Below are 24,685 nucleotides of genomic sequence, written 5' to 3'. Positions count from 1 at the left end.
TTAGGCGAAGCGAGCAAACACCTTGCGCGCGGCGTCGATGGTGGCGTCGATGACGGCGTCATCGTGCTGCGCCGAGACGAAGCCCGCCTCGAAGGCGGCGGGCGCGAAGTACACGCCTTCGTCCAGCATGGCGTGGAAGAAGGCGTTGAACTTGCTGCGGTCGCCGGCCATCATTTCCGCGTAGCTGGTCGGCGGCGTTGCGCTGAAATAAATGCCGAACATGCCGCCGATGTAGTCGGCGCAGAAGACCACGCCCGCTTCTTGGGCGGCGGCGGTCAGGCCTTCGGCCAGGCGCTTGGCCGTGGCGCCCAGCTGCTCGTAGAAGCCCGGCTGCTGGATCAGTTTCAAGGTGGCCATGCCGGCCGCCACGGCGACCGGGTTGCCCGACAAGGTACCGGCCTGGTAGACGGCGCCTAGCGGCGCCATGTTGTGCATCAGCGCCGCACTGCCGCCGAAGGCCGCCACCGGCATGCCGCCGCCGATCACCTTGCCCAGCGCCGTGAGATCGGGCTTGATGCCGTACAGCGCCTGCGCGCCGCCCAGGGCCACGCGCAAGCCGCACATGACTTCATCGAAAATGAGCAGTGCGCCGTGCTGCGTGCACAGTTCGCGCATCGCCTGCAGGAATTCCGGCGTGGCTTTCACCAGGTTCATATTGCCGGCCACCGGTTCGACGATGACGCAGGCGATTTCCGCGCCGAAGCTGTCGAAGGCGTCTTTCAGCTGCTCGACGTTGTTATAGTCGAGCACCAGCGTGTGCTTGACGAAATCTTCCGGCACGCCGGCCGACGTCGGGTTGCCGAAGGTGAGCAGGCCGCTGCCCGCTTTCACCAGCAGCGAATCGGCGTGGCCGTGGTAGCAGCCTTCGAACTTGACGATCTTGTCGCGTCCCGTGGCGCCGCGCGCCAGGCGCAGGGCGCTCATGGTCGCTTCCGTGCCGGATGACACCAGGCGTACCTGCTCGATCGACGGCACCAGGCGCGTGATTTCCTCGGCCATCAGCACTTCGCCTTCCGTCGGCGCGCCGAACGACAGGCCCAGCGCGGCAGCATCCTGCACCGCTTTCACCACTTCCGGATGGGCGTGGCCAACGATGGCCGGGCCCCAGGAACCGATGTAGTCGATATAGCGCTTGCCGTCCGCGTCCCAGAAATACGGGCCTTCGGCGCGCGTGATGAAGCGCGGCGTGCCGCCCACGGAGCGGAAGGCGCGCACGGGCGAATTGACGCCGCCTGGCGTGGTTTTTTGTGCGCGGGCAAACAGGATGTCGTTCTGTGAAGTCGTCGTCATGATAATCGTGCCTTGAAAGTGGATCGTTGTCTGTGTCGTCTGGTCTTATTGTGCGCCGCGCTGGCGCTGCTGCAGGAACAGCCGGTTCGGCACCAGCTTGCCCATGCCGTGGCGCTGCGCGTGGGCCAGCGCGCCGGCCGTGAATTCCTGCGCCGCCACGACCACCTGCGGCACGTCATCTTCGTTTTCCGCCAGGGCCAGCAGGGCGGTGGCGGCCGCCGACAGGGTGCTGCCGGCGCCGTTGAAGATGCCGGGCAGGTGCTGCCATTCGTCGTGGCGCACCACGCCGTCTTCACCGAACAGGGTATTGGCGCGCAGCTTGCCTTCGGCCGTGCCGGACTTGCTGGCGTCGGCCGGCATGCCGGTGACGAGCACGTATTCGCAGCCCAGGGCCACCAGGTAGTCGACGTCGTTTTGCAGGGTGTCGTCCGGATCGGCGTCGCGCCAGGTCTCGGCCAGGCGCTCGAGTTCCACCGGCGAGAGCACCAGCAGGGTCGTTTGCGGAATCAGGAGCTGGCGCACGGCCGTCAGGATGTCTTCGTCGTCCATGCCCTGTTCCGGCAGCGCCGAAATGAAGGGATCGAGGATCAGCGGCACGTCCGGATAGTCGGAGACGATTTCGGCGATGGCCGTGACGTTTTCCACGCTGCCCAGCGCGCCGATCTTGATGGCGGCCACGGACATGTCTTCCAGCAGCACGCGCGCCTGGTCGGAAACCCAGTCCGGGTCGACCGCCTGCACGTCTTCCACGCGGGCCGTATCGCTGATCAACAGGCCCGTGGTGACGGACAGGCCATGGCAGCCGAAGGCTGAAAAGGTGGCCAGGTCGGCCTGGATGCCGATCGCGCCGACCGGATCGGACACGCCGAAGCTTAATATGAGGGGAGAAGTTTGGTTTTGCACGGCGGGTAGATTAAGATACCTAATTCAGCATTTTACTTGATTGAAGGGTGGCAGAACGTGAGTAGCAACGAAACAACGCAGCAATTCCAAACGTGGATGTGTCTTATTTGCGGCTGGGTTTATGATGAAGCGGCCGGCTTGCCCGACGAAGGCATCGCTCCCGGTACGCGTTGGGCCGATGTTCCGATGAACTGGACCTGTCCTGAATGCGGTGCGCGCAAGGACGATTTCGAGATGGTGGCGCTGTAATCAATCAGCTCCACGGGATGCCGCTGCCGCACGCAGGTATCGCGGCTGCCTGTGCTATGGTATGAAAAATTGTCGAATAATCACATGACGCGATCGTTCTTGCCCGAGGCGCCGTCCGATGCCGTGTGCGCGAGCGTCACGATACTCGTCATCGACGACAGCGCGACGATACGTAGCGCGGCCGCGAAGATCCTGGGCGAGGCCGGCTATCGCGTGGTGGTGGCGGAAAACGGCTTCGAGGCCCTGGCCAAGATCGCCGACTGCCAGCCGGCGCTGATCGTGTGCGACATCGTGATGCCGCGGCTGGACGGCTACCGCACCTGTGCGCTGATCAAGGCCAGCGCCGCGTATCACGCCACGCCGGTGCTGATGCTGTCGTCGAAGGAAGGCTTGTTCGACCGCGCACGCGGCGCCATGGCAGGCGCCAGCGCCTGCCTGGTCAAGCCCCTGGCGCGCGAGGCGCTGCTGGAGGCCGTGCGGCTGCACCTGGCCGGGCATTTTGAGTAGTGGTTTATTGATTGACAACGCAGCAAGGAAGCAGATGGCCATACACACAATTCTGATCGTCGATGACTCGCCGACAGAACGCTACTACCTGAGCGAGATGCTGGTGCGTGCCGGTTATGCCGTCCTCACGGCGCAGGACGGCGCCGACGCGCTGGCGCAGCTGAAGCAGGCCAGGCCCGACCTGATCCTGATGGACGTGGTGATGCCCGGTGCGAATGGCTTCCAGATTACGCGCGCCATCGCCCGCGATCCGGAACTGCAGGACGTGCCGGTGATTATCTGTTCGAGCAAGAGCCAGGAAACGGACCGCATCTGGGGCTTGCGCCAGGGGGCGCGCGATTACCTGGTCAAGCCGGTGGTCGAAGCCGAGCTGCTGGCCAAGATCGCCGCGATTTCCTGAGCATGCACACGATGCCAGGTCACGGCGTGTCCACAGCGGCCTTTCCGCCCGCCGCTGCCGCCATGCCATCTTTCGAGACGGGCGCGCGGCAGGGGCGCTTGCGCCAGTATCAGCTGCAATTGATCGAGCGGATACAGGCTGCGCGCAGCGGCGCGCTGGCGGCGCGCAAGGAACTGGGCGTGATGCTCGGTGGACGCCCGTGCCTGCTCGACCTGACGCAGCTCGGTGAAATCGTCATTGCCGCCGGTGTGCAGGTCCAGGGCGTGCCGCTGGCGCAGGACTGGTACCTGGGCCTGGCGGCCATGCGCGGACGCCTGACGGGGGTCGTCGACCTGGCCCGCTACATGGGCGAACCGGCTTGCGCGCCCGGCAATCACTGCCGCATCATCACGTTTTCTCCGCGTCTGGGCCTCAATTGCGCCTTGCTGGTCGAGCGCGTGCTGGGCTTGCGCCAGCTGCGCACGATGCAATCGGTGCCCTTGCCGGATACGCAGCACGGTGTGCTCCCATCGTGGGCCGCGCAGGCGCTGCGCGACAGCGAAGGGCAGCAGTGGCTGCGCCTGGACCTGGCGCAGCTGGCGCAATCGGAACGCTTTCTCGATGCCGGCTTTGGCGGCCTACCCGTACACAAGGATATGTGCTGATGGGCGCCAATTCTCCCATCCTGGCGGCCAGCATGCCCGAAGCGGAGCACGCGCCCGGCGAGCCGGCATCGGCTGCCGACCTGCCGCTGCGCCTGCGCGATGCGCTGGGGCGGCGCAAGTCGCTGGCCAGCGCGCCGGTCAGCGACTTGAAGCTGCCGCTGATCGGCCATCTGCCGCTGCAAAAACAATTGAGCATCCTGTCGACGGTGATGGCCCTGAGCCTGGCCGCGAGCTTGCTGTTCGTGGGGCTGAACACGCGCAGCGGCAATATCGCCTCGGCGCAGACCCAGCTGGCCAGCGATGCGCTGATGCATTCGCAGCGCATCGGCAAGGCCGCGCCGAACGCCGTGCAAGGCAATCCGGAAGCGTTCCGCCAGCTCGAGGAAAGCCGCAATGAACTGAACCAGGATTTCCGCCTGATGCTGCGCGGCGGCACGTATCACGGGCGCGATATCGGCGAGTCGCGTGCCGCCCTGCTGGCGGCGGTGGCCGACGCGCGTAAAAAATGGGCCAGCAGCGACCGCGCGGCCAGCACCATCTTGCGCCTGAAACCGGAGCTGGGCGAATTCGACAAGACCTTGCAGCAGTTGAACGCGCTGTCGCCGGCGCTGCTGGCGCAGACCGAGGAAATCGCGGCCCTGAAGGTGCAGCGCGGCGGCAATGCGCGCGACCTGGCCGTCATTGGCCGCCTGATGATGCTTAGCCAGCGCATGAGCCGCAGCGCCAGCGAGTTCCTCTCGTCGGGCAGCATCAGTTCGGAAACGGCGTTTTCGCTGGGGCGCGACACGACGTATTTCCGCACCGCCGTCGAAGGCCTGCTCAATGGCAGCGTGTCGCTGCAGCTGGCGCCCACGCGCGACGCCGAACTGCGCGACCGGATGGTGGCGCTGAAAGCCAGTTTCGACACGTACCAGAAGCTGGTGTCGTCGATACTCGACCGCCTGGACAAATTCAGTTCGGCGAAAAGCGCCGAGCAGCTGATCTTCAACGAGAACGAAGACCTGCGCCAGCGTTTGACCCTGCTGCAGCAGATGTATCACGTGAACCAGGAAACCCTGGGCATCGCTTTCTGGATGATGGTCGGCGGCGTGCTGCTGACCCTGATCGCGGCGGCCGGCATCGGCAGGGTGCTGCTGCAGGACTCCGTCAACCGCACGCGCGACGCCGAGCGGCGGCGCCAGGAAGCGGAAATCCGGCGCCTGCAGTCGCAGGAAAAAGAGGAAGTGGCGAAGGCCAGGAATGAGCAGAACCAGGCGGCCATCCTGCGCCTGATGAACGAATTGCAGAAGGTGGCCGACGGCGACCTGACGGTGCAGGCCACCGTGTCGGAAGACATCACGGGCGCCATCGCCGATTCCGTCAACTACACGGTCGAGGAATTGCGCGGCCTGGTGGGGAGGGTGACGGCGACGGCCGAACAGGTCAATCGCGCTTCGACGCAGGCGCAAAGCATCTCGAGCAAGCTGCTGATCGCGTCGCAGCAGCAGTCGCGCGAAATCCAGGGCGTCAGCGCCACCGTCGTCAAGATGGCCAATGCGATTACCGACGTGTCGAAGTCGGCCAGCGTCTCGGCCGACGTGGCGCGCCAGTCGGTGGCGGCGGCGCAGCAGGGTTCGACGGCCGTGGAAAACGCCATCAAGGGCATGCATGAAATCCGCGAGCAGATCCAGGATACGTCCAAGCGCATCAAGCGCCTGGGCGAATCGTCGCAGGAGATCGGCGAGATCACCGAGCTTATTTCCGACATTACCGAGCAGACCAACGTGCTGGCGCTGAACGCCGCCATCCAGGCCGCATCGGCGGGCGAGGCGGGGCGCGGCTTTTCCGTCGTGGCCGAGGAAGTGCAGCGCCTGGCAGAACGCTCGGCCGCCGCCGCCAAGCAGATCGGCGCGCTGGTGCGCACCATCCAGGCCGATACCCAGGATGCGACGCGGGCGATGGAAACGTCCACGCAGGGCGTGGTCGAGGGCGCGCGCTTGTCCGATGCGGCCGGCGCGGCCTTGAACGACATCAGCCAAGTATCGAAACACCTGGCGGAACTGATCCAGGGCATCTCGTTCGCCACCGGTACGCAGGCCGGTTCGGCCAGCGGCGTGGCCTTGAATATCCAGCATATCCTGAGCGTGACGGAGCAGACCCAGGACGGCACGCAGCAAACGGCGCAGTCGATCCACAAGTTGTCGATGCTGGCACAGGAACTGAAAAATTCGGTGTCGCGCTTCCGCGTCGCCGCCTGAACGCCGCGCCAGTCCAGGGCGAATTCTTTACCGAGGCATGCATGAGCACACCAGATAGTCCACAGCAGTCCAAGCCGTTCGACAGCGAGCCTTTGTCGTGGGTGATGGTGGAAATCCGCGAAGCGCTGAGCCGCTCGAAAACAGCCCTGTTCGAAGCGGGTGGCCGCGAGCGCGAGGAACGCGCCACGGCCCTGCAGCATGCGCGCTCGCATCTGCACCAGGCGCATGGCGCGCTGGTGATGGTGGACGTGGCCGGCGTCAGCCTGCTGACGGACGCCGCGGAACTGGCACTGGCGCGCTTTCGCGACGGCAGCCTCGAATACACGCTGGACCATGCGCAAGTGGTCGCCGAACTGTATCAAGCCTTGAGCGAATACCTGGAAGACCTGGTGGCCGGCACGCCGCCGCAGCCGGCGCGTTTGTTCCCCTATTACCGCGATCTGCAAACCATGCTGGGCGCCGAGCGCATCCACCCGGCCGACCTGTTCTTTCCGCCTGCGTCGACGCTGGAAGGGCACGCCATCGCGCTGGCGGAAGCACCGCCGGTGCCCGATTACCCGGCCTGGCGCGGGCGCTTTGAAAAGTCTTTGCTGCCCTTCCTGAAGGCGCAGGATGACGCAACGCGGCGCCAGCATGCTGGCGACCTGCACGCCACCTTGACCCTGGTGGCCGACGCGCAGCAGGAAGCGCCGGCGCGCACCTTCTGGTTCGCCATGCAGGCGTTTGCGGGGCTGGCGGCCAGCGGCGAAGGCATGGGCACGCTCAACGTCAAGCAGTTGTTCGGCCTGATCAACCTGCAGTTGCGCCGCCTGGCGCAGGGCACGGCCAGCCTGCCCGAGGCGATGCTGCGCGACGCCCTGTTCTTCATCGCCGCCGCACGCGAGCCGACGCCGGAAGCCCGCCAGTTGCGCGCCGCTTTCGCCCTGGAAGGCATGCTGCCGGCCGACGTGGAAGCGCGGCGCTACGGCCAGGTCGACCAGGATGCCTTGCAAGGCGCCCGCACGGCGCTGGCGCAGGCGCGCGCCAGTTGGAGCCGCCTGGCGCAAGCCGACCTTGATCCTGCCCTGGACACGGATTTCGACGAGGCGCTGCAACAGGTGGCCGCACATGTGGATACGCTGAAGCAGCCGGCCCTGGCCAGCCTGCTGCGCGAATGCGCGGCCGTGGCGCGGCAAGCCGTGGCCAGCGGGCGCAGTGGGGCCCTGGAAAATGAAATCGGCATGGCGCTGCTGTTTGCCGACACGGGCCTGGAGCAGCTGCGCCGCCTGCCCGACGATTTCGCGGGCAATGCGGAAACCATCGCCGCGCGCCTGCAGGCGCTGCTGGCTGGCGAGGCGCCGCCGCCCGTCACGGCGGGCGAGCTGTCGCGCCAGATCGAACAGGGCCAGACGGTGGCCGCGCTGGCCGAGGAAATGAAGACGGGCTTGCGCCAGGTGGAAAAGGTGCTCAACGCGTATTACGCGGATGCGGCGGGTACGGGGACGGGAGCGCTCGATGGCGTCGCGCCCGTGCTGGAGCAGTTGCAGCAGCAGCTGGCCGGGCTGGGACAGGAAGACGCACGCGCCGCCGTGCTGCAGGTCGATGCGGCCGTGCGGCAGCTGGCCGGTGGCGACGCCAAGGCGGGTGCCAATGCGGAGGCGCGCGCCGAGGCGCTCGACGAGATCGCGCAAAATGTCAGCGCGCTGGGCTTTTTTGCCGATATGCTGGGCCGCAACGCGCAGGCGGCCAGCGGGCGTTTCCACTTCGATGCGGCCGCCGGCACCTTCCGCGCGCTGCCATTTGAAAAAGTCGCCGCCGCCGGCCCCGTGCCCTTGCTCGACCAGGCACTGGCGCCCGCCGCGCCTGCCGGCATGGATGCCGTGCCGGCGGTGACCGATGTCGACGCGGAGATGCTCGACATCTTTATCGCCGAAGCGCGCGAAGTGCTGGCCTTCATCGACACCACCCTGGCCCTGCCGCGCGAGCAGGCCGCCAGCGGCGACCACCTCGCCATGCTGCGCCGCTCGTTCCATACCCTGAAAGGCAGCAGCCGCATGATCGGCCTGGCGCAGTTTGCCGAAGCGGCTGGCGCCATCGAACGCGTCATGAATACCTGGCTGGCCGAATCGCGCCTCGTCAGCGACGACTTGTTTACCTTGCTCAATTACGGCTGGTACCAGCTCAGCGAATGGGTGGCCGAACTGGAAGGCGGCGCTGGGCGCGAGCGCGAGGCCGGCATGCTACTGATGGCGGCCGAGCGCGTGCGCGAAGGCGGTCCGTTCGAACTGCGCAAGCCGCGCCCGGCATCGGCCGCGCCAGTGGCCAGCAATGGCAATGTGATCGGACTTCCCTTGGCCACGGCGCCGACGCTCCACGAAGCGCCGGACGATCACCTCAAGCACGTGGGCGAACTGCGCATCAGTCTTCCCTTGTACAACATCTACCTGGCCGAGACGGATGAATTGCTGCGCGTGCTCACGCGCGACTTCGGCGAATGGCGTCATGAACAGCGCGCCGTCAGCGCGGAGGCGCTGCAAGCCGTGCATACCCTGGCGGGGACGTCGGGCACGGTGGGCTTTCAGTCCCTGCGCGACCTGGCGCACGCGCTTGAAACGGTGATTGAAACGGTGGTGCCGCCGCTGGCGGGCCTGCGCGCCGAACAGCACGACGTGCTGGAACAGGCCACGCAGCGCATCGGGCAAATGCTGCAGGCCTTCGCGCTGGGCGACCTGGCGCCAACGCAGCCGGACATGATCGAAGCTCTCAACACCTTGTGGCGTGCCTTGACGGCGCCGCCCGACGAGAGCAAGGAAGACCGGCTCGACGCCCTGTTCGCGGAAGCTTACGCCAGCATCGTCGGCGCGCCGGCGCAGCCCGCCGAGCCGGTCGCTGAAGTCCCGCTGCCGCAGCTCGAGACGCTGTTCGAGGCGACGTATGCGAGCATCGTCGCCGATGCGCTGCAGCCGGAGGTTGCCGATGTGCCGGCACCGTCGCCGGCGCAGGACACTGGCGCCAGCGACGACCTGTTCGACGCCGGTTTTGAACACGCACCGCCGTTGGAGCATGCGGCGCCGGAAGCACCGGCGCCCGCCATCATGCCGGCCGATGCGGCCGCGCTGCTGGCGGCCAGCGCCGGCATCAGCGATGAACTCGACCTCGATCTCTTGTCCGTCTTCCTGGAAGAGGGCGCCGACTTGCTGCCGCAGATCGGCGAGGCGCTGCGCAGCTGGCAGCAGCAGCCGCACGACAGCGGCCAGGCGCAGATGCTGCTGCGTACCCTGCATACTGTCAAGGGCAGCGCGCGCATGGCCGGCGCCATGCGCCTGGGCCAGCATGCGCATGAAATCGAGACGCATATCGAAAACATGCTGCACGCGGGCACCGCCACGCCGCAGGCGTTCGAGGAATTGCTGGCCCATTACGACCATGCGCTGCACTTGTTCGAGCAGCTGCAGCAACCGTTGCTGCCCTTGCCGGGCATGGAAGACACGCCGCCCGCCGAACCGAAGGCGGCCCTGGTGCGCGTGCGCGCCGATATCCTCGACCGCCTGGTAAACCAGGCTGGCGAAGTGTCGATCACGCGCTCCAAAATGGAAAATGAAGTGGGCGTGCTCGGCGCTTCGCTGTCCGAGTTTTCCGACAACCTGACGCGCTTGCGGCGCCAGCTGCGCGAAGTGGAAATGCAGGCCGAATCGCAGATCGCCTCGCGCATGGCCGTCGGCAGCGAGCGCGAATTCGACCCGCTCGAATTCGACCGCTTTACGCGCCTGCAGGAACTTACGCGCATGATGGCCGAAAGCGTCAACGACGTGGCGTCGTTCCATGAAAACCTCAGCCACAGCGTCGATGCGGTGACGGACGACCTGGTGCTGCAGGCACGCCTGACGCGCGAGCTGCAGCGCGACCTGATGCAGATACGGATGGTGCCGTTTGCCAGCATCGCCGAACGGCTGTTCCGCGTGGCGCGGCAAAGCGCCAAGGAAGTCGACAAGCGCGTCAACCTCGACATCCGCGGCGGTGGTGTGGAAATCGACCGCAGCGTGCTCGAACGCATGGCCGCGCCCTTCGAGCATTTGCTGCGCAACGCCATCGTGCATGGCGTCGAGCCGCGCGACGCGCGCCTGGCCGCGGGCAAGAGCGAGACGGGCGAGCTGCTGGTGCAGGTCAGCCAGCAGGGCAACGAAGTGGCGATCGCTTTTTCCGACGATGGCGCGGGACTGGACCTGGAACGCATCCGCGCCAAGGCGCACGGCACCGGCCTGGTGGCGACGGACGCGCCATTGACCGACGCGCAGGCGACCGAACTGATTTTCACGCCCGGTTTTTCCACCGCCGACAGCCTGACGGAACTGGCCGGGCGCGGTTTTGGCATGGATATCGTGCGCTCCGAAGCGCTGGCCCTGGGCGGGCGCGTGGAAACGCTGACGCAGGCGGGCCTGGGCATGCGCTTCACCATCCACCTGCCGCTGACCCTGGCCGTTACCCAGGTGGTGCTGCTGGCGGCCAGCGGCAAGACGTATGCCTTGCCATCGGTGCTGGTGGAGCAGGTGCTGCACCTGAAAGGCGAGCAGCTGGAGCAGGTGCGGGCGGCCGGGCGCATCGAGTCGCACGGACAGTCGCTGGCGCTGCACCACCTGTCGGCCATGCTGGGCGAGACGCCGGCGGCGCAGGCCACGCAGCGTTATGCGCCCGTGCTCCTGTTGCGAAATGGCAATGACAGGCTGGCTTTGCAGGTCGATGACGTGGTGGGCAACCGCGAAGTCGTGGTCAAGCACGTGGGCCCGCAACTGGCGCGCATGCCGGGCATCGCCGGCGCCACGGTGCTGGGCACGGGCGACATCGTGCTGATCCTGAACCCGGTGGCGCTGGCGCAGCACTTGGAACACCATCCGGAACTGCTGTCGCAGTATGCGCTGGCCAGCAGCGAGCAGCATGCCGCTTCCAGCGCGCTGGCCACGCCAGCCGTGCGCGTGATGGTGGTCGACGATTCGCTGACGGTGCGCCGCGTGATGCAGCGCCTGTTCGAGCGCGAAGGCTACCAGGTGCTGCTGGCCAAGGATGGCCTCGATGCGCTGGAACAGCTGCATGCGCTTGAACCGGCCGCCATGCCGGCCCTGCTGCTGGTCGACGTGGAAATGCCGCGCATGGATGGTTTTGATTTGACGCGCAATGTGCGCAGCGACGACAAGACGCGCGCCATCCCCGTCATCATGATCACCTCGCGCAGCGCCGACAAGCACCGCGCGCACGCGTTCGAGCTGGGCGTGAATGCGTATTTCGGCAAGCCGTTCCAGGAGGAGGAGTTGCTGGCGGAGGTCGGGCGGTTGTTGAGCGACGGCGTGCGTAAGGCCCAATGCTAACAGATCTACGCCTGTTGAGCGCGTAACCCGACACCCGAAGCCAACAATTACCTGATTACGCCACCACCTTCACCACCGCATAGCGCTCCAGGGTCTCCTTGCGCGCCTCGTCGTGCTGCACCAGCGGTTCCGGATAATCGCGTCCCAGCATGATGTTTTTTTGTTCGAGCAGCATGCGCGGCACCAGCCAGGGCGCGTGGATTTCCTTGTCGCCCAGCGCTTTCAGCTGCGGCAGGTAGCGGCGGATGAAGCGCCCGCTGGCGTCGAATTTTTCCGACTGCGTAATGGGATTGAAGATGCGGAAGTAGGGCTGCGCGTCGCAGCCCGACGACGAAGCCCATTGCCAGCCGCCGTTGTTCGATGCCAGGTCGAAGTCGTTCAGGTGCAGCGCGAAATACGCTTCGCCACGGCGCCAGTCGATGCCCAGATCCTTGATCAAAAAGCAGGCCGTGACCATGCGCAGGCGGTTGTGCATATAGCCCGTCTGGTTCAGCTGCGCCATGGCCGCGTCCACCAGCGGATAGCCGGTGCGCCCCTCGCACCAGGCGGCAAACGCGGCATCGGCGTCAGGCCCCGTTTCCCAGGCGATGGCGTCGTAGGCCGGTTTGAAGGCGCCGCCTTCCACATGCGGGTTCTGGTACAAAATCATGGCGTAGAAATCACGCCAGATCAGTTCTGCCAGCCACACGGGCGCGCCATCGCCGCCACCGCCCCGGTCCATCAGGTCGACGATGGTGCGGACTAGGTAGCGCAGCGAGACGGTGCCGAAGCGCAGATGCATGGACAGGTACGATGGTCCCTTCAGGGCGGGGAAATCGCGCGCCATGTCATAGCGGGCCACGCGCGGCAAAAAATCATCGAACAGTTGGCTGGCGCCCGACATGCCGGTGGGGATGGCCAGTTCGGCCAGGTTGCTGGCCTCGAAACCAAGTTCGTCCAGGGCGGGCAGTGGCGCGGGCGTGCCGGCGCGCGGCGGCGCCAGGCTGGCCGCATGCGGCTCGATATCGAATGGCGCCAGGCAGGCAGGTTCGGCGCGCATTTTCTTCAGCCAGGCATTCTTGTACGGCGTGTAGACGGTGTAGGGCTTGGCCGAGAGCGTCAGCACTTCGTCCTTTTCAAAAATCACCTGGTCCTTGAAGCTGAACCACAGGCGCGCGTCATGCGTGAGCGCGGCGGCCACCGTGGCGTCGCGGGCGATCGCTTGCGGCTCGTAGTCGTGGTTGGCAAAGACGGCGTCGGCGTTCAACTCGGCGGCCAGGCGCGGGATGGCCTCGGCCGCGTCCGCGTGCAGCACGATCAGGTCGCCGCCGAGCTGGCGCAGCTCATTGGCCAGCTCGGCCACGCTGGCATGGATGAAGTCGACCCGCCGGTCGCGGCGCGGCAGCGCAGCCAGGATGGCGGTGTCGTACACGAAGACGCAATGCACGGCCTGGCTCTGGCGCAGGGCGTGATGCAGTGCAGCATGGTCAAACGCGCGCAGATCGCGCCGGAACCACACCAGGGAAGTCTTGATTGTCATTATTTCGCGTGTTCAGGGTCAAAGATAGGCTATTTTTTGCCGCCAACAGGGCTTTATGGCCGCTCGCGTCGCGCCTTTGGCGTCGCTGCGGCGGTAATTCAGTGTAAACTAGCGGGTATGTTCGCGGTACTTTATGTGCGACAGCGATTTTGCAATCAATTTTACAATTGGCATTGAAATGCGCCGGCAGACATAGCGAATTGATCATTAATTTATAAGATAACAAGAATAACGCCTGGCACCACGGTGCGCGCCGCCCAAGATTCGCGGCAGCTTGCGCCAGGCGTACGATAGCGGGGTAAGCGAGACTTGCCAGCAAGCCCACAGAGAGAGCATCGCGTATGAAAAAGAGTAAAATCGACCAGACTCTACCAGGACATCGTCTGATGCAGGGTGTGGGAGAACCGGCCGCGACCGGTTCCTCCACCCTGAATCTGGCCAACCATTTCCTCATTGCGATGCCGGCCATGCAAGATCCGATCTTCGGCGGCACGGTCGTGTACGTGTGTGAACACAATGAAAACGGCGTGCTCGGCGTCGTCATCAACAAGCCCACCGACATGACCATGGAAGTGCTGTTCGACCGCATCGACCTGAAACTGGCGGCCGGCAGCGACACACCCATCATCAATGAACCGATCATGTTCGGCGGCCCCGTGCAGGACGACCGCGGCTTCGTGCTGCATACGCCGGGCGCGCGCTATTCCTCGTCGCTGACGGTGACCGATGAGGTGGCGTTTACCACCTCGATCGACGTGCTCGAAGCCGTCGCCAAGGGCGATGGCCCCGAGCGCATGCTCGTCTCGATCGGCTACTCGGGCTGGAGCCCGGGCCAGCTGGAAGACGAGATCGGCCGCAACGGCTGGCTGACGGTGGGCGCCTCGGCCGACATCCTGTTCGATTTCCCCATCGAGCAGCGCTACGTGGCGGCCATCAAGCTGCTCGGTATCGACCCTCTCATGCTGGCGATCGAAGCCGGACACGCATGAGCGGTGACGCCATCGACACCATCCTCGCCTTCGATTTCGGCTTGAAACGCATCGGCGTGGCCATCGGCAATACCATGATTTGCCAGGCCAAGCCGCTCAGCGTGATCACGGCCACGGCGAACGAGCCGAAGTTTGCCGCCATCGATAGCCTGATCAAGGAGTGGGGCGCCAGCCGCATCGTGGTGGGCTTGCCCAGCCATCCCGATGGCACGGAACACGAGATGAGCGCGCGCTGCCGCCGTTTCGCCAACCAGGTGCATGGCCGCTTCAACCTGCCCGTGGAACTGGTCGACGAACGCTATTCCTCGGCCGTCATCACCGCCAAGCGCGGCGAAGTCATCGACGATCGCGCCGCCGCCATCATCCTGCAACAGTATTTCGACGCGAATTATTAATCTGACCCTAGACTCCCTCCTTGAATGATTAAGAACTCTATGCCGCATCCTACGAATCCATCCCAACTCGACGCCGAGGCCCTGTACGGGGTCTTGCTGCAGCAAGTGCAAAGCGGCCTGGCGGGCATCCCCAACGTGGCCATCGTCGGCATCCATTCGGGCGGCGCCTGGCTGGCCGAACGCCTGGCGCGCGACCTGAATCTGCTCGACCGCCTGGGCGTGCTCGACGTGTCCTTCTACCGCGACGACTTCGCCCAGAAGGGCCTGCATGCGGACGTCAAGCCGACGCAGATCAGCTTTGACGTGGCCGGCGCCACCATCCTGCTGGTCGACGACGTGCTGTACACGGGCCGCACGACGCGCGCGGCCATCAATGAATTGTTCGACTATGGCCGCCCGGCGAAGATCATGTTGGCCGCACTGGTCGACCGGGGCGAACGCCAGCTGCCGGTGGCCGCCGATTTCGTGGCCGCCTTCACTGCCGTGCCGCCGGGTCAGGCCCTGGTCCTGAAGCAAGCCGACGATGGAAAATTCACGCTCACCATAGATACCCACCATGCTTAATCCGCAACTGAATAAACACGGCGAACTGCAACATCTGCTGACGATTGAAGGCTTGCCGAAGTCTATCGTCAACCACATCCTCGACACGGCTTCCTCGTTCGTCGGCATTTCCGACCGCGACGTGAAAAAAGTGCCGCTGATGCGCGGCAAGAGCGTTTTCAACCTGTTCTTTGAAAACTCCACGCGCACCCGCACCACCTTTGAAATCGCCTCGAAGCGCCTGTCGGCCGACGTCATCAACCTGAACATCCAGGCCTCGTCGGCCAGCAAGGGCGAGTCGCTGCTCGACACCATCGACAACCTGTCGGCCATGCATGCCGACATGTTCGTCGTGCGCCACGCGCAGTCGGGCGCGCCCTACCTGATCGCCAAGCACCTGATCGACACCAAGCAGCCGCACGTCCACGTCGTCAACGCGGGCGACGGCCGCCATGCGCACCCGACCCAGGGCTTGCTCGACATGTACACGATCCGCCACTACAAGAAGGATTTCACCAACCTGACGGTGGCCATCGTGGGCGACATCCTGCACAGCCGCGTGGCCCGTTCCGACATCCACGCGCTGACCACCCTGGGCGTACCTGAAGTGCGCGCCATCGGTCCGCACACCCTGCTGCCGGGCGGCCTGGAACAGATGGGCGTGCGCACCTTTACCAACATGGATGAAGGCTTGAAAGGCGTCGATGTGATCATCATGCTGCGCCTGCAAAATGAACGCATGAGCGGCGCGCTGCTGCCGTCGGCGCAGGAATATTTCAAGAGCTACGGCTTGACGCCCGAGCGCCTGGCGCTGGCGAAACCGGACGCCATCGTCATGCATCCGGGCCCGATGAACCGCGGCGTGGAAATCGATTCGGCCGTGGCCGACGGTCCGCAGGCGGTGATCTTGCCGCAGGTGACGTTCGGTATCGCTGTGCGCATGGCGGTGATGAGTATTTTGGCTGGTAATCAGGGCTGATAGCCCAAGGACGAGTAAGCGAGCATGACGACACTACATATCAAGAACGGCCACCTGATCGACCCTGCCAACGGCATCGATGGCTTGCAAGACCTGTTTATCGCCGATGGCAAGGTGCTGGCCGTGGGCAGCGCCCCGGCCGGCTTCAAGGCTGATACCACGTTCGACGCGGCCGGCCTGGTGGTTTCCCCCGGCCTGGTCGACCTGTCCGCGCGCCTGCGCGAGCCGGGCTACGAATACAAGGCGACCCTGGAATCGGAACTGCAGGCGGCGCTGCAAGGCGGCGTCACGAGCCTGGTCTGCCCGCCCGACACGGACCCCGTGCTCGATGAACCGGGCCTGGTGGAGATGCTGAAATACCGCGCCAAGACGCAGAACAAGGCCCACGTGCATCCGCTGGGCGCACTGACCATGGGCTTGAAGGGCAAGTCGCTGACGGAAATGGCCGAACTGACGGAAGCGGGCTGCATCGGCTTCGCGCAGGCGGAAGAGCCGATCGAAGACACGACCGTGCTGCTGCGCGCCATGCAGTACGCGAACACCTTCGGCTACACGGTCTGGCTGCGCCCGCAAGACCCGCATATCGGCCGTGGCGGCATCGCCCATAGCGGCCCGCTGGCGTCGCGCCTGGGCTTGTCCGGCGTGCCCGTGATGTCCGAAACCATCGCCCTGCACACTATTTTCGAATTGATGCGCGCCAGCCGCGCGCGCGTGCACCTGTGCCGCATCTCGTCGGCGGCGGGCCTGGAACTGATCCGCGCTGCGAAAGCTGAAGGTTTGCCCGTCACCTGCGACGTGGGCGTGCACCATGTGCATCTGACGGACGCCGACATCGGCTTTTTCGATCCGAACGCCAGGGTCACGCCGCCGTTCCGCAGCCAGCGCGACCGCGATGCGATCCGCGCCGGCCTGTTCGATGGCACGGTCGACGCCATGTGCTCGGACCATACGCCCGTCGACGACGATGAAAAACTGCTGCCGTTCGGCGAAGCGTCGCCCGGCGCCACGGGCCTGGAACTGCTGCTGTCGCTGGCCTTGAAATGGGCCGACGACTACGCACTGGAGCAGCCGCAAGCGGGCGCACGTCCGCTGGCGCGCGCCGTGGCCAAGGTCACGGCCGACGCGGCCCGTGTCGCCGGCATCCCGGCTGGCAGCCTGGCCGTGGGCGAAGCGGCCGACATCTGCGTCTTCGATCCCGCCGCGCGCTGGACCGTGTCGTCGGCGTCGCTGGCCAGCCAGGGCAAGCACACGCCTTTCCTCGGCTATGAGCTGAGCGGCATCGTCAAGGCGACCATCGTTGCCGGACAGGTGGCGTTTCAGCGTTAATTGTTTGTATCGGAGTGAAACTCCAGCATACTGCCGGGGTCAGTCCTTTCAGGAGCGGAATTCGCCCCATTGGGGCGGATTCCCCCGCCGGGTCTGACCCCAGAATTTGCTGTGGGTTTGCTTCTTTATCTGGTGTCATTTGAAACTTCTGCTTACCTACCGCCTCGCGCGCATCGCCATTCACCTGAGCTGCGGCATGGCCAAGAGCGCCGTGCTCTTTCCCTGGCTGGACCTGGAGGGGCGCAACCGGCGTATCCGCCGCTGGTCGACGCAGCTGCTCGATATCTGCGGCGTGCACGTGGCGCAGCCGGCCGACAGCGTGCCGGCGCTCGACCATGCGATGGTGGTGGCGAATCACGTCTCGTGGCTCGATATCTTCGTCATCAACGCCGTCCACCCTTGCCGTTTCGTCGCCAAGGCGGAAATCCGCGCCTGGCCGATCCTGGGCTGGCTGGCGGGGCGCGCGGGCACCATCTTCATTTCGCGCGGCAGCAAGCGCGATCTGCGCTTGATCTTCCAGGGTCTGGTGGATAAATTGACGGCGGGCGAGCGCATCGCGTTCTTCCCCGAAGGCACGACCGCCGCGCAAGGGCAGATCCTGCCGTTTCACGCCAATCTGTTCGAGGCGGCCATCGACGCGCAAGTGCCGGTGCAGCCGTTCGCGCTCGTGTATGTCGATGACAAGGGGGCTTTGCATCACGCCGTAGACTTTATCGGCGACATGAGTTTTGCGCAAAGCATGGTGGCGATCTTGAGCGGTCCGCCCATCACGGCGCGCCTGACCTGCCTGGCGCCGGTGGCGACGCTCGACGCGCACCGCCGCGAACTGGCGGCGGCAACGCAGGCGGCCGTAGCCGCTACGCTGCCGCTGGACAAGGCCGCTTAATTCTTCACGTGCAGCCAGCGCGCATGCGCGGCGCGGGCCAGGTAGTCGAGAATGAAGCCGAGTATGCCGATCAGCACGATGGCGGCCATCAGCTCCGAATACGCGAGGCGGTCGCGCGTATCGAGGATGAAGTAGCCGAGGCCCGCCGATACGCCCAGCATTTCCGCCGGCACCAGCACGATCCAGATGATGCCGATGGCCAGGCGCACGCCCGTCAGAATGTCGGCCGTGATGCCCGGCAAAATCACTTTGAAGACGATTTCGCTGCGCGTGGCCGACAGGCTGCGCGCCAGCAGCAGCCAGTTCGGATCGAGCCGCGCCACGCCGGCCGCCGTATTGAGCAAAATCGGCCAGACGGCCGCAAACGCCAGCAGGAAGTATACGGGCGCGTCACCGACGCCGAGCACCATCACGGCGATCGGCATCCACGACAGCGGCGAAATCATGCGCAGCAGCTGGAACAGCGGCATGGCCGCACCGGAAAAGCTTTTCGACATGGCCACCAGCACACCGAGCGGCACGCCGATGACGATGGCCAGTCCCAGGCCCACGGCCACCCTTTGCAGGCTCAATACCACGTGCAGCCAGATATCCGCTCCGCCCACCATCTCCCTGAACGCCAGTGCCGTGGGCAGCGGCGCAAATGCGGTGGCGATGGGCGTGGATTTCTCCAGTGCCGTCACGCCCATGGACCACAGCAGCAAGGCACAGGCCAGCCCCACGAGGGGCAGTCCGAACTTCGTGAACAGCTTGCTCGCCATCGTCAGACCGCCACGGTTTCGCTGCGCAGCAGGTTGGCCGGCAAGCCGAAGGCGGCAGGGCCGCCGACCGCCGTGATGGCCTTGCGCACGAAGCGGTCATCGACGAGGTCGCGCGCGGCGAACTTTGGATCGAGGTTGGCCAGGAAGCGCGTATCGCCTTCGACCTTGGTGCGGCCGATGGCGCGCACCAGTTCTTCCGTGTACGAGGCAAACGGATACGGCTGGAAGTCGATGCGGCGCTGCTGCCAGTTCTTGTGCACGATCAGGCCCTGCTTTTCGTAGCCGGCGTAATCGGTGGTGGCCAGCACCTTGGTCAGCACCTGCAGCGGATGCGGCGTGTAGCGGTGCTCGCCCACGTTCGACAGCAGCTTGGCCGTGTCGACCTGGTTCGTGCGCGTCCACAGCTGCGCCTTGACGATGGCGTTCGTGACCTTTTGCGCCCATTCCGGACGCGTGTTGATGTCGCGCTCGGACAGGAAGGTGACGCAGCATGCATGGTTTTTCCACACGTCGCCCGAGAAACGCAGGATCTTGCCGATGCCGGCGTTTTCCGCCGCCGCATTGAACGGCTCTGCCACGATGTAGCCGGCGATCGACTTGCTGGCCAGGGCCGAGACCATTTCGGCCGGCGCCAGCACGATCAGGTTGACTTCATTCGGCTTGATGGCGGCGTTGCGCGCGCGCGTGACCGGCGTCAAGCCATTCGAGGACAGGATCTGCTGCAGCAGGATGTTGTGGATCGAGTACCAGAACGGGATCGCGACCGTGCGTCCACCCAGGTCGGAGACCTTGTTGATCTCGTTGGCCACCGTCAGCGCGGACCCGTTGACGTGGTTCCAGGCGACGACTTTCGCGGGGAACTTGGCGCCGTAGCGCACCCACAGGGTGGCCGGCGACAGAAGGTGAATCACGTTGACCTGGCCGGCGACGAAGGCTTCGATGATTTGCGCCCAGCTGCGGAACAGCCGCGGCGTTTCCGCTTGCAAGCCTTCCGCTTCGAACAGCTTGCGGGCGTGGGCGACGAGCAGCGGGGTGGCGTCGGTAATCGGCAGGTAGCCGATTTTCACGGGCTGGTCGTCGCCCTTCGGTCCTTGCTGGGCCATGGCGTCGCCGGCGAACAGCAGCGGCGAGGCGACGCTGGCCGTGGCCAGGGCCGACATGCGCAGGAAGTCGCGCCGTGTCAGGCCGCAGTCGCAATCGGACGAGGCGCAGATGTGCAGGGGTTTGTTGTGGTCTTCGAATGTCATGGGAATGTTCCGGTCAATTAATTGGGAGCAAAGGCAGGCGCTTGGTCCTGTTTTTGCAGCGCCTGCAGGGCGTCGAGGATGTCCATCTTCAGGGCGATGACGTCGGCGCTGTGGCCGATGCGCGGCTGGTCGATGGCGACGGGCCATTCGCGCACGATGTTGCCCGGCTTGCCGCCCATGAGCAAGATGCGGTCGGCCACGAGAATCGCTTCATCGATATCGTGCGTGACGAGCAGCACGGCCGTGTGCCAGCGGTGCACCACGTCGACCAGCAGCGATTGCATCTCGGCGCGCGTGATGGCGTCGAGCGCGGAAAACGGTTCGTCCGCGAACAGCAGTTCCGGTTCGCGCGCCAGCGCACGGGCCAGGGCCACGCGCTGCGCCATGCCGCCCGACAGCGCGGACGGATACAGTTTTTCGCGGCCCTTCAAGCCCACCGCTTCGATGGCTTGCGCCACGCGCGCCTGGTGCGCCTCGCGCGTGAGATGCGGCTGGTGCTTGAAGTCCAGGCCGAAGCCGGCATTGCCCGTGACGTTCAGCCAGGGTAGCAAACTGGCTTGCTGGAAGACGAGGGCGCTGCGCGGATCCGGTTCGCGCATGGGAGCGTCGAGAAACTGGATCTCGCCAGTCGATGGCGGCTGCAAGCCGGCCAGCACGCGCAACAGGCTCGATTTGCCGCAGCCGCTGCCGCCCAGCAGGCAGACGATTTCGCGCTTGCGCACGCCCAGCGAGACGTGCTGGAACACGGGCGCCGTGCCCGGATAGGCGTAGCTCAGATCCTGCGCCTGCAAGGCCCAATCGGCAACGCTCATGCCTGCGCTCCCGCTGCCTTGGCCGCCTGCTGGCTGTCGAACAGCTGCAAGGCCGCCTGCAATTGCGTCAGGCTGGGAGTGACGATGGGGATGAACGACGATTCGCGCCAGCGGCGGGCAAAGCCCTGCTGCTCGGCGTTCAGGTAGGCGCGCCCGCCCATGGCTTGCAGTTCCAGCATCAGCGCCTGCTGCAGCACGTCGGCCAGCTGTATGCGCAGGCGGAACATGGCTGGCGCCTGCGTCTTGAAGCGGCCATCGTGCACGCCGGCCAGCAGGGTAGCGACGGCTGCTTCCAGTGTCGCTTGCAGCGCTTCGATGCGTGGCGTGAGCTGGTTGCGCGAGCCGGCGGAAATTTGCGCCGCCTTTGCCAGGCCGGCGCGCGCCAGGCCGATCGACAGGCCGCACTGCATGCCGAGGAACGATGGGCGCACCTGCGGCAGCCAGGCTGGCGCATTGTCGCTGATGATGTCGGCGGCCGGGATGTGCACCTGCGCCAGCTTGACGGATGCCGTATTGCTGCCGCGCAGGGCGATCAGGTCCAGGTCGTCGCTGCGCTTGACGCCTGCGCTGCCGCTGTCGAAGGCGATGATGACGGGTGGCGCGCCGTCGTCCGGCGCCACGGCGGCCGCCGCGACAAAGCCCGCCTTGCGCAAGTTCGTCACCCAGGCCAGGCCGCCGTCGACGAGCAAGCCGTCATCGTGGCGCGCGCCCGTGATTTGCAGCTGCTCGATGCCGGACAAGAATTTCATGGCGTTCGACAGGCCGCTGGCGCCTGCCTGCGTGCCGGCCAGCAGGCCGGGCAAGCGGCGTTCGGCCAGCGCGCGGTTTTCGCTTTGCAGCAGGAATTCGATAAAGCAGCGCTGGCCCCAGAAGACAAAGGCCGCCGTCACCGATTGCTCGGCCACTTTGGCGATGGCGTCGATGGCGTCGCGCACGTCGCCGCCCGCGCCGCCGTATTCCTTCGGCACGCCGATGGCCAGCAGCTTGTCGCCAGCGAGGGCAGGTAAAACGGTTTCAGCCAGTTCCGATGATTGGTCGAGCTGGTCGGCATGCATGTGCAGCCAGTGAGTGAGGTTCGCCATGTCAGACGGCGCCAGGCAGGTAGGGCGTCAATTGCGGATTGACGGGCGTGCCAGCCAGGCTGTTGGAGAAATTGCACAGGGTGGCCAGGCTGATGCCCAGCACGACTTCCAGCGCTTGCTGTTCGTTGTAGCCGGCGGCCAGGAAGGCTTGATATTCGCTGTCGGCCACGGCGCCGCGCGTGGCGATGACGGCCGTGGCGAAGGCGGCGACGGCATCCAGCTTCGCATCGCCCGTCGGCTGGCCGTGCTGCAGGGCGCGTACCGTGTCCGGCGTCTGGCCCGCTTTTTTCAGCGAGATGGCGCTATGGCCGGCGATGCAGAAATCGCAGCCATGGATGCGCGCGGCCGTGATCTGCACCACTTCGCGTTCCATTAACGTCAGGCTGGCGCGCGCATTGATGCTTGATACGGTCAGATAGGTTTCCAGTGCCAGCGGGGCATTGGCCAGCACGCCAATCAGGTTGGGCAGGAAGCCATTGTTGGCGATGGCCTTTTCCACGAAGGGGTGGCTATCGGCCGGGGCGGTATCGAGAGTGTGCAGCGTCAGACGGGACATGGGGTACCTTGCTAAGTTAGTAAGTCACCCGGCCATTATATCGGCCATGCCGTGCACGCAACAGACGTCAGCGTCGTCCTTTTGTGCTCGTTCGTCTGCGATTGTGCGATCCTTGATTTCGGCAGGCGCTTAGCTGGCCAGCTGGCGCAATCTCTGGTCGCGCCGATAGGCGCCCGGCTGCTCGCCAGTGACCCGTTTGAAGGCGCGCGTGAAGGCGGCGTGCGAGCGGTAGCCCACCAGTTCGGCCGCACGTTCGACGGAGACGCCGTCGTGCAGCCGGCGCGCGGCGATCTTCATGCGCAGCAGGAGCAGGAACTGGGCCGGCGAGTGGCCGCTGGCGCTGGCGAAATGCTTGCAGAAGCTGGCGCGCGACATGCACGCCGCCTTGGCCATGTTCTCGATCGACCAGTCGTCGGCGGGCGCGTCGAGCATGCGTTCGAGCAGCGGCGAAAATGCGGGCTGGTGCAGCAGCGACAGCAGGCCGGCCGCCACCTGCTCGCCCTGCGCCACATGGCGGATCAGGTAAAAGAACAGCAGTTCGACCAGGCGCGCGATCAGCGGCGACGGCTGTTCCGGATCGCCGCCGGCTTCCGCCAGGATCAGGTCGAACAGCGCGGCGGCCGCACTGAAGGCGGGCGCGTCGCCGCGTATCAGCAGATACGGCGGAAACGAGTCGACGATCAGCGCGGAGAGGGCGCCGCGAAATTGAAAGAAGCCGCAGGCCAGCGCCGTCGCCGGCTGCTCCGTGGGCGTTTGCAGCGGCAGCATCGCTTGCGCGCTGACCGCCTGCAGCGGGTCGCTGTGGGGGCTGAGAAAGTGCGGCAAGTCGCGCAGCAGGAAGACGCCGTCGCGCGGGCCGAGCGCGATCGGCGCCGCCCCGTCGAGGTGCAGATAGCAGTGGCCATCGAGCACCAGGTGAAAGCTGCCCAGTTCCCGGCCCGCCGTGGACGCGCGCCAGCGGCCGCAGTACTGGCCCACATGCAGGACGGCGGTGTCGAGTTCCAGGCTGCCGAGCAGCCAGCGCGCCAGTCTGTCGGTATCAGGATGCATGGGATGGCAAAGGCAAAAGCTCCATCATACGGGCCAGGCGCGGCATAGCCAACGACCGATTTCGACTAAGCATATGCGCGCCATGGTTGCTACTTAGCGTTTGCCGCTGTGCTGCTGGAACGTGGGGCAGTCGACCTGCAGCAGCGAGCGGTCTTCCAGGCACACGGCCGACAGTTTTCCGCCCCACACGCAGCCGCTATCGAGGCCGATCAGGTGCGGCCGCAATTGCAGTCCCAGCGCCGACCAGTGGCCGAAGACGATGGTGTCGCCGGCGCTGCGCCGGCCCGGCACGTCGAACCAGGGCTGCAGGCCGGAACCGGGCGGCGGGCTGCCGCTTTCCTTCATCTTGAAGTCCATCACGCCGTCCGGCGTGCAAAAGCGCAGCCGCGTCATGGCGTTGACGATGCAGCGCAGCCGGTCGGCGCCCTGCAGGTCGTCGCGCCAGGCGGCCGGCTCGTTGCCGTACATGGTGCGCAGGAACGCCACCCAATCGTCGCTGCGCAGCATGCTGGACACCTCCCCGCTCAGAGACAGGGCCTGGGCCGCGCTCCATTGCGGCAGCAAGCCCGCATGCACGAGCACATGGCCATCGTGTTCCAGTGCCAGTGGCCGCTGGCGCAGCCAGTCGATCAACTCCGCGCGGTCGGGCGCATCGAGGATTTCGGCGAGGGTGTCGGACGCATGCTCGGGGCGGATGCCGTTGGCCACGGCCAGCAGGTGCAAGTCATGGTTGCCCAGGACGCTGTCGGCCAGGCCCTGCCGCGCCAGCGTGTGAATGTGGCGCAGGGTGGCCAGCGAGGCCGGGCCGCGATTGATCAAGTCGCCCGCGAACAGCAGGCGGTACGGACCATCCGCTGCCGCCTGGATCCGTTCGATCAGTTCGACGGTTTGGTCATGGCAGCCTTGCAGATCGCCGATAAAATAAGTTTTCATATGTGCCGGGGTGAAGTGGACTACGCGCCTGCATTATA

At 65.6% G+C, this 24,685-nt stretch carries 22 protein-coding genes; 12 read left to right on the top strand and 10 right to left on the bottom strand.

Translation table 11 applies throughout. The annotated features are described in order from the left end of the window. Together hemL and thiD are read right to left on the bottom strand one after the other, a co-directional pair. Positions 1-1,290: a glutamate-1-semialdehyde 2,1-aminomutase gene (gene hemL, locus AC4BCN_RS25750; protein ID WP_490492065.1), complete on the bottom strand. Its 1,290-nt coding sequence runs from the start codon at positions 1,288-1,290 to the stop codon at positions 1-3. Positions 1,291-1,335: 45 nt separating this feature from the next. Next, on the bottom strand, positions 1,336-2,193 hold the full coding sequence (thiD, locus tag AC4BCN_RS25745) for a bifunctional hydroxymethylpyrimidine kinase/phosphomethylpyrimidine kinase (protein ID WP_139090761.1): 858 nt from the start codon (positions 2,191-2,193) through the stop codon (positions 1,336-1,338). Between the two features lie 96 nt (positions 2,194-2,289). On the opposite strand from thiD, the gene AC4BCN_RS25740 reads away from it, so the two are divergent. The 6 genes from AC4BCN_RS25740 to AC4BCN_RS25715 all read left to right on the top strand — a co-directional run bounded on the left by AC4BCN_RS25740 (position 2,290) and on the right by AC4BCN_RS25715 (position 11,569). Continuing rightward, a complete protein-coding gene (locus AC4BCN_RS25740) occupies positions 2,290-2,442 on the top strand; it encodes a rubredoxin (RefSeq protein ID WP_128143240.1) in 153 nt (50 codons plus the stop codon). A gap of 84 nt (positions 2,443-2,526) precedes the next feature. Then, positions 2,527-2,949: a response regulator gene (locus AC4BCN_RS25735; protein WP_128141932.1), complete on the top strand. Its 423-nt coding sequence runs from the start codon at positions 2,527-2,529 to the stop codon at positions 2,947-2,949. 34 nt (positions 2,950-2,983) lie between these two features. Next, positions 2,984-3,349, top strand: coding sequence for a response regulator (locus tag AC4BCN_RS25730; RefSeq protein ID WP_034780235.1), 366 nt, complete (start codon positions 2,984-2,986; stop codon positions 3,347-3,349). A 26-nt stretch (positions 3,350-3,375) separates the two neighbouring features. Further along, positions 3,376-3,993 carry a chemotaxis protein CheW gene (locus AC4BCN_RS25725; RefSeq protein ID WP_490492064.1) on the top strand — a complete coding sequence of 206 codons (618 nt, stop codon included), beginning with the start codon at positions 3,376-3,378 and terminating at the stop codon, positions 3,991-3,993. Then, positions 3,993-6,230, top strand: coding sequence for a methyl-accepting chemotaxis protein (locus tag AC4BCN_RS25720; protein WP_436479915.1), 2,238 nt, complete (start codon positions 3,993-3,995; stop codon positions 6,228-6,230). Before AC4BCN_RS25725 ends, AC4BCN_RS25720 begins: the two co-directional genes overlap by 1 nt. Before the next feature lie 41 nt (positions 6,231-6,271). Next, positions 6,272-11,569, top strand: coding sequence for an Hpt domain-containing protein (locus tag AC4BCN_RS25715; protein ID WP_490492063.1), 5,298 nt, complete (start codon positions 6,272-6,274; stop codon positions 11,567-11,569). A 55-nt stretch (positions 11,570-11,624) separates the two neighbouring features. On the opposite strand, the gene AC4BCN_RS25710 is transcribed toward AC4BCN_RS25715, so the two are convergent. Beyond that, entirely contained in the window at positions 11,625-13,088 is a 1,464-nt protein-coding gene (locus AC4BCN_RS25710) for a cryptochrome/photolyase family protein (protein WP_490492062.1), read from the bottom strand. A 386-nt stretch (positions 13,089-13,474) separates the two neighbouring features. Here AC4BCN_RS25710 and AC4BCN_RS25705 point away from each other — a divergent pair, with 386 nt between their 5' ends. From AC4BCN_RS25705 to AC4BCN_RS25680, 6 genes are all read left to right on the top strand, one after another. Next, the gene (locus tag AC4BCN_RS25705) at positions 13,475-14,077 is read left to right on the top strand and encodes a YqgE/AlgH family protein (RefSeq protein WP_490493633.1); all 603 of its coding nucleotides are present in this window, start codon (positions 13,475-13,477) and stop codon (positions 14,075-14,077) included. Then, positions 14,074-14,472, top strand: coding sequence for a Holliday junction resolvase RuvX (gene ruvX, locus AC4BCN_RS25700; RefSeq protein ID WP_490492061.1), 399 nt, complete (start codon positions 14,074-14,076; stop codon positions 14,470-14,472). The genes AC4BCN_RS25705 and ruvX overlap by 4 nt, the downstream gene beginning before the upstream one ends. 39 nt (positions 14,473-14,511) lie before the next feature. Continuing rightward, complete coding sequence (gene pyrR / locus AC4BCN_RS25695) at positions 14,512-15,036, top strand: bifunctional pyr operon transcriptional regulator/uracil phosphoribosyltransferase PyrR (protein WP_034746692.1); 525 nt, start codon at positions 14,512-14,514, stop codon at positions 15,034-15,036. Next, complete coding sequence (locus tag AC4BCN_RS25690) at positions 15,029-15,994, top strand: aspartate carbamoyltransferase catalytic subunit (RefSeq protein ID WP_034746695.1); 966 nt, start codon at positions 15,029-15,031, stop codon at positions 15,992-15,994. The genes pyrR and AC4BCN_RS25690 overlap by 8 nt, the downstream gene beginning before the upstream one ends. 24 nt (positions 15,995-16,018) lie before the next feature. Continuing rightward, complete coding sequence (locus AC4BCN_RS25685; RefSeq protein ID WP_128141937.1) at positions 16,019-17,320, top strand: dihydroorotase; 1,302 nt, start codon at positions 16,019-16,021, stop codon at positions 17,318-17,320. Between the two features lie 139 nt (positions 17,321-17,459). Continuing rightward, a complete protein-coding gene (locus AC4BCN_RS25680) occupies positions 17,460-18,206 on the top strand; it encodes a lysophospholipid acyltransferase family protein (RefSeq protein WP_485881432.1) in 747 nt (248 codons plus the stop codon). Here the strand turns inward: AC4BCN_RS25680 and AC4BCN_RS25675 are convergent. The 7 genes from AC4BCN_RS25675 to AC4BCN_RS25645 all read right to left on the bottom strand — a co-directional run bounded on the left by AC4BCN_RS25675 (position 18,203) and on the right by AC4BCN_RS25645 (position 24,647). Continuing rightward, positions 18,203-18,967, bottom strand: a complete 765-nt coding sequence (locus AC4BCN_RS25675) for an ABC transporter permease (protein WP_139090767.1) — start codon at positions 18,965-18,967, stop codon at positions 18,203-18,205. The genes AC4BCN_RS25680 and AC4BCN_RS25675 overlap by 4 nt on opposite strands. Positions 18,968-18,969: 2 nt before the next feature. Continuing rightward, on the bottom strand, positions 18,970-20,214 hold the full coding sequence (locus AC4BCN_RS25670; protein ID WP_034746706.1) for an ABC transporter substrate-binding protein: 1,245 nt from the start codon (positions 20,212-20,214) through the stop codon (positions 18,970-18,972). 17 nt (positions 20,215-20,231) lie between these two features. Next, positions 20,232-21,026: an ABC transporter ATP-binding protein gene (locus AC4BCN_RS25665; protein ID WP_490492060.1), complete on the bottom strand. Its 795-nt coding sequence runs from the start codon at positions 21,024-21,026 to the stop codon at positions 20,232-20,234. After that, on the bottom strand, positions 21,023-22,108 hold the full coding sequence (locus tag AC4BCN_RS25660; RefSeq protein WP_490492059.1) for an acyl-CoA dehydrogenase family protein: 1,086 nt from the start codon (positions 22,106-22,108) through the stop codon (positions 21,023-21,025). Before AC4BCN_RS25660 ends, AC4BCN_RS25665 begins: the two co-directional genes overlap by 4 nt. 1 nt (position 22,109) lies before the next feature. Beyond that, positions 22,110-22,664: a carboxymuconolactone decarboxylase family protein gene (locus tag AC4BCN_RS25655; RefSeq protein ID WP_139090771.1), complete on the bottom strand. Its 555-nt coding sequence runs from the start codon at positions 22,662-22,664 to the stop codon at positions 22,110-22,112. A 129-nt stretch (positions 22,665-22,793) separates the two neighbouring features. Further along, positions 22,794-23,714 (bottom strand): AraC family transcriptional regulator, encoded by a 921-nt coding sequence (locus AC4BCN_RS25650; RefSeq protein ID WP_139090772.1) that lies wholly within the window; start codon positions 23,712-23,714, stop codon positions 22,794-22,796. 93 nt (positions 23,715-23,807) lie between these two features. After that, positions 23,808-24,647: a symmetrical bis(5'-nucleosyl)-tetraphosphatase gene (locus AC4BCN_RS25645; protein WP_139090773.1), complete on the bottom strand. Its 840-nt coding sequence runs from the start codon at positions 24,645-24,647 to the stop codon at positions 23,808-23,810. Between the last annotated feature and the right edge of the window lie 38 nt (positions 24,648-24,685).

The organism is Janthinobacterium sp. Bl 1 (assembly GCF_058215535.1).
This window is presented reverse-complemented; position numbering and strand designations above follow the sequence as displayed.

What these genes read in the sequence shown, in the direction of transcription:
- hemL (WP_490492065.1), bottom strand. Translation starts at nt 1,290, where the DNA reads ATGACGACGACTTCACAGAACGACATCCTGTTTGCCCGCGCACAAAAA.
- AC4BCN_RS25740 (WP_128143240.1), top strand. Translation starts at nt 2,290, where the DNA reads ATGTGTCTTATTTGCGGCTGGGTTTATGATGAAGCGGCCGGCTTGCCC.
- AC4BCN_RS25735 (WP_128141932.1), top strand. Translation starts at nt 2,527, where the DNA reads ATGACGCGATCGTTCTTGCCCGAGGCGCCGTCCGATGCCGTGTGCGCG.
- AC4BCN_RS25730 (WP_034780235.1), top strand. Translation starts at nt 2,984, where the DNA reads ATGGCCATACACACAATTCTGATCGTCGATGACTCGCCGACAGAACGC.
- AC4BCN_RS25720 (WP_436479915.1), top strand. Translation starts at nt 3,993, where the DNA reads ATGGGCGCCAATTCTCCCATCCTGGCGGCCAGCATGCCCGAAGCGGAG.
- AC4BCN_RS25715 (WP_490492063.1), top strand. Translation starts at nt 6,272, where the DNA reads ATGAGCACACCAGATAGTCCACAGCAGTCCAAGCCGTTCGACAGCGAG.
- AC4BCN_RS25710 (WP_490492062.1), bottom strand. Translation starts at nt 13,088, where the DNA reads ATGACAATCAAGACTTCCCTGGTGTGGTTCCGGCGCGATCTGCGCGCG.
- AC4BCN_RS25705 (WP_490493633.1), top strand. Translation starts at nt 13,475, where the DNA reads ATGCAGGGTGTGGGAGAACCGGCCGCGACCGGTTCCTCCACCCTGAAT.
- ruvX (WP_490492061.1), top strand. Translation starts at nt 14,074, where the DNA reads ATGAGCGGTGACGCCATCGACACCATCCTCGCCTTCGATTTCGGCTTG.
- pyrR (WP_034746692.1), top strand. Translation starts at nt 14,512, where the DNA reads ATGCCGCATCCTACGAATCCATCCCAACTCGACGCCGAGGCCCTGTAC.
- AC4BCN_RS25690 (WP_034746695.1), top strand. Translation starts at nt 15,029, where the DNA reads ATGCTTAATCCGCAACTGAATAAACACGGCGAACTGCAACATCTGCTG.
- AC4BCN_RS25685 (WP_128141937.1), top strand. Translation starts at nt 16,019, where the DNA reads ATGACGACACTACATATCAAGAACGGCCACCTGATCGACCCTGCCAAC.
- AC4BCN_RS25675 (WP_139090767.1), bottom strand. Translation starts at nt 18,967, where the DNA reads ATGGCGAGCAAGCTGTTCACGAAGTTCGGACTGCCCCTCGTGGGGCTG.
- AC4BCN_RS25670 (WP_034746706.1), bottom strand. Translation starts at nt 20,214, where the DNA reads ATGACATTCGAAGACCACAACAAACCCCTGCACATCTGCGCCTCGTCC.
- AC4BCN_RS25665 (WP_490492060.1), bottom strand. Translation starts at nt 21,026, where the DNA reads ATGAGCGTTGCCGATTGGGCCTTGCAGGCGCAGGATCTGAGCTACGCC.
- AC4BCN_RS25660 (WP_490492059.1), bottom strand. Translation starts at nt 22,108, where the DNA reads ATGGCGAACCTCACTCACTGGCTGCACATGCATGCCGACCAGCTCGAC.
- AC4BCN_RS25655 (WP_139090771.1), bottom strand. Translation starts at nt 22,664, where the DNA reads ATGTCCCGTCTGACGCTGCACACTCTCGATACCGCCCCGGCCGATAGC.
- AC4BCN_RS25650 (WP_139090772.1), bottom strand. Translation starts at nt 23,714, where the DNA reads ATGCATCCTGATACCGACAGACTGGCGCGCTGGCTGCTCGGCAGCCTG.
- AC4BCN_RS25645 (WP_139090773.1), bottom strand. Translation starts at nt 24,647, where the DNA reads ATGAAAACTTATTTTATCGGCGATCTGCAAGGCTGCCATGACCAAACC.